We start from the raw sequence: 6658 nt of genomic DNA, 5'->3' as shown, positions 1-6658 counted from the left end.
TCGGGCCGCTGATCGGCTGGGTCGCGGCGACGGGCAGCGTCGCACCGCTGCCGATCGCGCTGTTCCTGCTGATCTTCCTCTGGACCCCGCCGCATTTCTGGGCGCTCGCGCTGTTCGTGCGCTCCGACTATGCCGCAGCGGGAATTCCGATGATGCCGGTGGTCGCGGGCGAGCGCGCGACGCGCCGCCAGATCCTGCTCTATGCTGTCGTGATGGCGGCGGCGGCAATCGCGCCTTGGCCGCTCGGCTATACGGGCGCGCTCTATGGCTGGACTGCGACGATCCTGTCGGCGCTGTTCGTGCTGCTGTCGGCGCAGGTCGGCTTGCGCAGCGCGGGTGCGGACGACCGGATGCAGCCCGAAAAGCGCCTCTTCGCCTTTTCCATCGCCTATCTTTTCATCCTCTTCGGCGCGGTGGTCGCCGATCACTGGTTGCCACTATGACCGACGAAAATCCGCAACAGCCGTTCGACGAAGCCGAGTATCGCCGCCGCCAGCGCGTGCGCGCCAACCTGATGGGCTGGATCCTCGGCGGGCTCGCTTTCCTCTTTTTCTTCATTACGATGGCGCGCATGGTGGTACCGAAATGACGAACGAAGCGACACGCCGGAAAAATGGCCGCACCGCGGCGCTCGCGGCCTTGCTCGCGGCGGCGATGGTCGGGCTGGGTTTCGCGGCGGTGCCGCTCTACAATCTTTTCTGCCGCGTCACCGGCTTTGGCGGCACGACGCAGCGTTACGATCCGGTCGCCGCGGCCGAGACACCGAAGGTGTTGAGCGATACCGTCTCGGTGCGCTTCGATGCCAATGTGTCGCCCAAGCTGCCGTGGAAATTCTATCCCGAACATCCCACCGATACGGTCAGCATCGGCGCGCGCGACATGGCGATCTTCATCGCGCAGAATAATTCGCCGCACCCGATCACCGGCACCGCGACCTTCAACGTAACGCCCGACCAGGCGGGGAAATATTTTACCAAGATCCAGTGCTTCTGCTTCACCCAGCAGACGCTGAAGCCGGGCGAACAGATCCGCATGCCAGTGCTGTTCTTCGTCGATCCCAAGATCAAGGACGATCCCGACGCGCGCGACATTCAGGAAATCACCCTCAGCTACACCTTCTACCCAGTGGACGAGGGCAAAAAGGCGAGCTAAGGCCGCAACCAATAGAGTCTTACCAAGGACCGGCAGATGATGGGGATCATCGCGCTGGGGCAAAAAACGGGAACTGTGACATGGCCGGTGCCAAACATCATGATTATCACCTCGTAAATCCCAGCGTCTGGCCGCTTTTCGGCTCGGTCGCCGCGCTGGTGATGTTCTTCGGCCTCGTCATGGCGATGCACGCCGACCATTTCGGCGGTGCCGGCAAATGGGTGCTCGGCCTCGGTTTCATGGGTGTGATCGCCACCTTCTTCAGCTGGTGGGGCGAGGTCATCAAGGAAGCGCACGCCGGCGATCATACGCCGGTCGTTCAGCTGCACCTGCGCTATGGCATGATCCTGTTCATCGCATCGGAAGTCATGTTCTTCGTCGGCTGGTTCTGGGCCTGGTTCGATTTCTCGCTGTTTCCGGCGCCGGTCGAGATCGTCGACGGTGCGGTGACCTCGCTGTTCGGGCAGGAAGGTGCGGTGGCCGCGTCGATCTGGCCGCCGAAGGGCATCCATGTCATCGACGCCTTCTCGCTGCCGCTGCTCAACACGCTGATCCTGCTCTGCTCGGGCACGACGATCACCTGGGCGCACCATGCGCTGATCCACGGCGATCGCGAAGGGCTCAAGAAGGGTCTGTGGCTGACCATCATCCTCGGCCTGACCTTCAGCTGCATTCAGGCCTATGAATATGCCGAAGCGCCGTTCCCCTTCGGCACGATCAACTATACCTCGGCCTTCTTCATGGCGACCGGCTTCCACGGTTTCCACGTTCTGGTCGGCACGATCTTCCTGATCGTGAACCTCGTCCGCGTCTACAAGGGCCATTTCACGCCGACGCAGCACTTCGGTTTCGAAGCCGCTGCCTGGTACTGGCACTTCGTCGACGTGGTGTGGCTGTTCCTCTTCATCATCGTCTATGTCTGGGGTGGCTGGGGCGCACCGGTTGCCGCGCACTAAATTGCCGGACAGCGAACAGCATCAAAAGGGGCAGCCGCCGGTCTGGCGCGCTGCCCTTTTCGGTCTCTGCCCCGAATGCGGCGCGCCGACGCTGTTCGACGGGCCGACCAAATTCGCGCCGCGCTGCCGCGCCTGCGGGCTGGACTACTCGACCTACAATGTCGGCGACGGGCCGGCGGCGTTTCTGACCATGATTATCGGTGCGCTGATCGTTGCCGCGGCGATTGCCGTCGATTTCGCATTCGAGCCGCCGTTGTGGGTGCATGTGCTATTGTGGGTGCCGATCACGGCCGCCGCGGTCGTCTACGGCCTGCGGGTTGGCAAGGCCGCGCTGCTCGCGAGCGAACATCAGCGCAAGGCGGCGGAAGGGCGCCTGGTGGATCGGCATGACGACGACGCCTGACGCTCCTTCGCCCGGCGAAGCCGTCGCGCCGCCGCGCGGCTGGCCGGTGATTCCGACGATCCTGGTTCTCGCCGCCGTGGCGACGATGATTGCGCTTGGCATCTGGCAGTTGCAGCGCAAGGGCGAGAAGGAAGCGCTGATCGCGCTTTACGAACGCAACGGGGCGATGTCGGCGACGGTGACCTATCCGAAGCTGCCGCCGGTTCCCGACGCGATGCTCTATCGCAAAAGCAGCGTTATCTGTCTCGAGCCGGTGCGCTGGGATCCGCGCAGCGGCACCGATCGCAAGGGCGGAGGCGGTATTCGCATGATTGCGGATTGCCGCACCGGCGCCGAGGGACCGGGTGTGCTGGTCGACATCGGTATCGCCGACGATTTCACGCCGCCCAAATGGACGGGCGGCACGGTTCAGGGCACGATCGTACCGGGGCCCGAGCAGCCGAGCCTGATCGAGCGGCTGACCGGCCGTGCCGTGCCGGCGCGCGCGATGCTGGTCGCCGACCAGCCCGCCGCGGGACTACGGCCCAGCGCGGTGCCATCGGCGGCGGACATGCCCAACAACCACCTCGCTTACGCCGTGCAATGGTTCCTGTTCGCGGCGATCGCGCTGATTATCTATATCATCGCGGTGCGCCGCCGCTTGCAGCGGTGACGGTGCGCCGCTAGGCGCTTTTCCGTCATGGACTATATCAGCACCCGCGGCTCCGCGCCGACCCTCGACTTCCGTGCCGCCACGCTCGCCGGCCTTGCGAGCGACGGGGGGCTCTACGTCCCGGCCGCCTGGCCGCAGATGTCGGCGCAGGATATTCGCGCGCTCGCGGGGCTCGACTATGCCGAAACCGCGGTGCGCGTGATGATGCCCTTCGTCGCCGGCGTGCTCGACGAGGCCGAACTGCGCGAATTGTGCCGGGCCGCCTACGGCCGCTTCAGTCATGATGCGGTGACGCCGCTCGTCCAGCTTGACCATCGCCTCTGGCTGCTCGAGTTGTTTCACGGTCCGACCCTGGCGTTCAAGGATGTCGCGCTGCAACTGCTCGGCCAGCTGTTCGAAAAATTCCTGAGCGGCGGCGATACCGATCTGACCATCGTCGGCGCGACGTCGGGCGATACGGGATCGGCGGCGATCGAGGCGGTCGCGGGGCGCGAGCATATCCGTATCTTCATGCTCCACCCCGAAGGGCGGGTCAGCGACGTGCAGCGCCGCCAGATGACGACCGTGCTGGCGCCCAACGTTCACAACATCGCGATCGACGGCAGCTTCGACGACGCGCAGGCGATGGTGAAGCGGCTGTTCGGCGATGCCGAGGCGCGCAGCGTGCTGACGCTGTCGGCGGTCAACAGCATCAACTGGGCGCGACTGATGGCGCAGGTGGTCTATTATTTCTATGCCGCGGTCCGCCTCGGCGCCCCCGACCGCGCGATCGCGTTCAGCGTGCCGACGGGTAATTTCGGTGACGTGTTCGCAGGCTATGTCGCGGCGCGCATGGGGCTGCCGGTGGCGCGGCTGGTCGTCGCTACCAACGTCAACGACATCTTGCACCGCGCCCTATCGCGTGGCGATTACAGCGCGGGCAGTGTGACCGCGACCGCGACGCCGTCGATGGACATTCAGGTGAGCAGCAATTTCGAGCGGCTGCTGTTCGACCTCGCGGGTCGCGACGGGGCTGCGATCGATGCGATGATGGCCGAATTCGACCGCAGCCGAGCGATGTCGATTCCCGAGGATATGCTTGCTGGCGCCCGCGACCTGTTTTCGAGCGCGCGCATCGATGCCGATGGCATGACGCTGGCGCTGCGATGGGCGCAGGAACATGGCGGGCAGATCATCGATCCGCATAGCGCCGTCGGGCTGGCCGCGGCGCGCGCGCTCGATATCGATGCCGACGTGCCGGTGGTGACGCTCGCGACTGCGCATCCCGCCAAGTTCCGCGATGCGGTCGAACGCGCGACAGGCGTTCGTCCGGCGCTGCCCGCCCGCCTCGGCAATCTGTTCGACCGCGAGGAGCGCTATGAAAAGCTGCCAGGCGACTATGACGCGGTAAAGGCCCATATCCTGCGCGAGGCGGCCCGTGGCTGATCTGCTGCCGCTCGCGACGCTCGTCGGCGAGGGGTGGGACGATTACGGGCTGGTCGATAGCGGCGGCGGGCGCAAGCTCGAACGCTATGGCCCCTATCGTTTCATACGTCCCGAACCGCAGGCGATGTGGCAGCCTGCGTTGGCCGACAGCGAATGGGATGCTGCCGACGGCGAATTCATCCCCGCATCCGACGAAGATGGCGGCGGCCGCTGGTATTTTCATCGCCCCGTGCCAGCCGAAGGGTGGCCGCTCGCATGGCGCGAAGCGCGCTTCACCGCGTCCTGCACCCCGTTCCGCCATCTCGGCTTCTTTCCCGACATGGCACCGGTGTGGGACTGGCTGCGCGGCTGCGTCGCCGACAAGGCCGATCCCGCGTTCCTGAATCTGTTCGGCTATACCGGCGTCGGCAGCCAGGCGCTCGCCGCGGCCGGCGCGGCGGTCACGCACGTCGATGCGTCGAAGAAATCGGTGGCGCAGGCGCGCGACAATGCTGCACTCGCGGGCATGAGCGACCGGCCGATCCGCTGGATCGTCGACGATGCCGGCAAGTTCACCGCGCGCGAGGTGCGGCGCGAGCGGCGCTACGATGCGATCCTGCTCGATCCGCCGAAGTTCGGACGCGGCCCGGGCGGTGAACGCTGGCAGATCGAGGAGGGGCTGGCGCCCTTGCTTGCCGATTGCCGCCAGCTCCTCGATGCCGACAGCCGCGCTCTGTTCCTCACCGTTTATGCGGTGCGCATGTCGGCGCTGGCGATTGGCGAACTGCTGGCGCAGATTTTCGCCGATTTGCCGGGCAAGGTCGAATGCGGCGAGCTTGCGGTGCGCGAAGAGGCGCGGGGGCTACTGATGCCCACGGCCATTTTCGCGCGCTGGAGTCGCTGACTCTCGATTGGTGATCGATGGGCAGGGGGCGTCAGATCCCCGCCAATTCGATCCGGTTGCGGCCGCTTTCCTTGGCGCGGTAGAGCGCGTCGTCGGCGGCTTTCAGCGCGTCGCGCGCATTATTGTAACCGAAAACGTCGGCGACCCCGCCCGAGAAGGTGATCTGGCCGAAGGGCTCGTCGGTCTTGCGGTTGATAAGGCGGCGGCCTGCGAGTTGTTCGCGTGCTTCGTCGAGACGAGCGGCGGCTTCGCTGGGCGGCAGGCCGCGGAACAGCATGACGAATTCCTCGCCGCCGTGGCGTGCGACATGGCAATGGTCGTTCGAGATATGCGCCAGCGTATCGGCGATCAGCTTGATGACGCGGTCGCCCGCCTCATGGCCGTGGGTGTCGTTGACCAGCTTGAAATTGTCGATGTCGCAAAAGGCGACGCTGAGCGGTTCGCAGCTCGCGCGCGCTTCTTCATAATGGCGCTCGAGCAGCACCTCGAAGGCGCGGCGGTTGGGCAGGCCGGTCAGATAGTCGACCTCGGCGTCGCGCTTGGCGCGGGCGAGGCTGCGGCGCAGCGATTTCGTTTCATCCTCGCTGCGGCGCATTTCTTCTTCGGCATGGCGCGTGCGGTCGAGCATCGCCTTGGCGAGATCGGCGAGATGGGTGACGAGTTCGCCGGTGACCTGCACCTGCTGAAGGTCGGTCACATGCTTTTCGAGTTTGACGCCATAATCGCTCGTCGCGTTGCGCGCGGCCTTGGTGTTGGTCTGGAAGGTGTCGAGGTTGGTTTCGAGGCGGGTGACGAGGCGATCGAGTTCGGCGCGGTCGGGCTGGATCGGTTCCTGCTGCGCCAGTTCGTCCAGCCACTGCTGGGTGATTCCGTCGCCGGTCTGCGATCGCGTCGCGATCTGCCGCGCAAGCCTTGGATTGATCCCCGAAAAGGCACTGTGCGCGATCAGGAGATTGGCCGCCGATACATCGAGATCATGGTCGAGCAGGAAGGAAGCGATCGCACCGACGAGCTGCTGACGGGCTTCCGTCACCATGTCGCGCGGGGTACGCCCCCCGAGCGATGCGGCGTCTCCTGCTTGGGCGCCGGTTTTTCCGTGGCGGAGCCCCAGCCAACCAAGGAGCCGCCCTACCGGCTCGTTCGATGATGTAGCATGTGTGGTCATACCCGCTTTAACGGGCGCCGGC

The 6658-nt window shown here is 65.4% G+C and carries 9 protein-coding genes; 8 read left to right on the top strand and 1 reads right to left on the bottom strand.

The window, feature by feature from the left end; translation table 11 throughout:
• From ATE59_RS16355 to ATE59_RS16325, 8 genes are all read left to right on the top strand, one after another.
• The coding region (locus tag ATE59_RS16355; protein WP_197409193.1) for a UbiA family prenyltransferase at window positions 1-443 on the top strand (443 nt) is incomplete at its 5' end.
• Window positions 440-589: a hypothetical protein gene (locus ATE59_RS18080; RefSeq protein WP_197409192.1), complete on the top strand. Its 150-nt coding sequence runs from the start codon at window positions 440-442 to the stop codon at window positions 587-589. The genes ATE59_RS16355 and ATE59_RS18080, both read left to right, overlap by 4 nt.
• The gene (locus tag ATE59_RS16350; protein ID WP_058813338.1) at window positions 586-1152 is read left to right on the top strand and encodes a cytochrome c oxidase assembly protein; all 567 of its coding nucleotides are present in this window, start codon (window positions 586-588) and stop codon (window positions 1150-1152) included. The genes ATE59_RS18080 and ATE59_RS16350 overlap by 4 nt, the downstream gene beginning before the upstream one ends.
• 80 nt (window positions 1153-1232) lie before the next feature.
• On the top strand, window positions 1233-2108 hold the full coding sequence (locus ATE59_RS16345) for a cytochrome c oxidase subunit 3 (RefSeq protein ID WP_003050228.1): 876 nt from the start codon (window positions 1233-1235) through the stop codon (window positions 2106-2108).
• A gap of 1 nt (window position 2109) precedes the next feature.
• Entirely contained in the window at window positions 2110-2511 is a 402-nt protein-coding gene (locus ATE59_RS16340; RefSeq protein ID WP_003050231.1) for a DUF983 domain-containing protein, read from the top strand.
• Entirely contained in the window at window positions 2495-3163 is a 669-nt protein-coding gene (locus ATE59_RS16335; protein ID WP_003050233.1) for an SURF1 family protein, read from the top strand. The genes ATE59_RS16340 and ATE59_RS16335 overlap by 17 nt, the downstream gene beginning before the upstream one ends.
• Before the next feature lie 27 nt (window positions 3164-3190).
• Window positions 3191-4588 carry a threonine synthase gene (gene thrC, locus ATE59_RS16330; RefSeq protein WP_058813337.1) on the top strand — a complete coding sequence of 466 codons (1398 nt, stop codon included), beginning with the start codon at window positions 3191-3193 and terminating at the stop codon, window positions 4586-4588.
• A 4-nt stretch (window positions 4589-4592) separates the two neighbouring features.
• Window positions 4593-5471: a class I SAM-dependent methyltransferase gene (locus ATE59_RS16325; protein ID WP_058813343.1), complete on the top strand. Its 879-nt coding sequence runs from the start codon at window positions 4593-4595 to the stop codon at window positions 5469-5471.
• Between the two features lie 31 nt (window positions 5472-5502).
• Here ATE59_RS16325 and ATE59_RS16320 read toward each other — a convergent pair whose 3' ends face one another.
• A complete protein-coding gene (locus tag ATE59_RS16320; protein ID WP_058813336.1) occupies window positions 5503-6507 on the bottom strand; it encodes a GGDEF domain-containing protein in 1005 nt (334 codons plus the stop codon).
• Between the last annotated feature and the right edge of the window lie 151 nt (window positions 6508-6658).

Source organism: Sphingopyxis sp. A083 (genome assembly GCF_001468495.1).
Lineage (GTDB): Bacteria > Pseudomonadota > Alphaproteobacteria > Sphingomonadales > Sphingomonadaceae > Sphingopyxis > Sphingopyxis terrae.
The sequence above is the reverse complement of the archived record's forward strand: the minus strand, read 5'-3'. Positions and strand labels throughout refer to the sequence as shown.

Coding starts and splice junctions, on each gene's coding strand:
- ATE59_RS18080 (WP_197409192.1), top strand. CDS start 440: ATGACCGACGAAAATCCGCAACAGCCGTTCGACGAAGCCGAGTATCGC.
- ATE59_RS16350 (WP_058813338.1), top strand. CDS start 586: ATGACGAACGAAGCGACACGCCGGAAAAATGGCCGCACCGCGGCGCTC.
- ATE59_RS16345 (WP_003050228.1), top strand. CDS start 1,233: ATGGCCGGTGCCAAACATCATGATTATCACCTCGTAAATCCCAGCGTC.
- ATE59_RS16335 (WP_003050233.1), top strand. CDS start 2,495: ATGACGACGACGCCTGACGCTCCTTCGCCCGGCGAAGCCGTCGCGCCG.
- thrC (WP_058813337.1), top strand. CDS start 3,191: ATGGACTATATCAGCACCCGCGGCTCCGCGCCGACCCTCGACTTCCGT.
- ATE59_RS16320 (WP_058813336.1), bottom strand. CDS start 6,507: ATGGTGACGGAAGCCCGTCAGCAGCTCGTCGGTGCGATCGCTTCCTTC.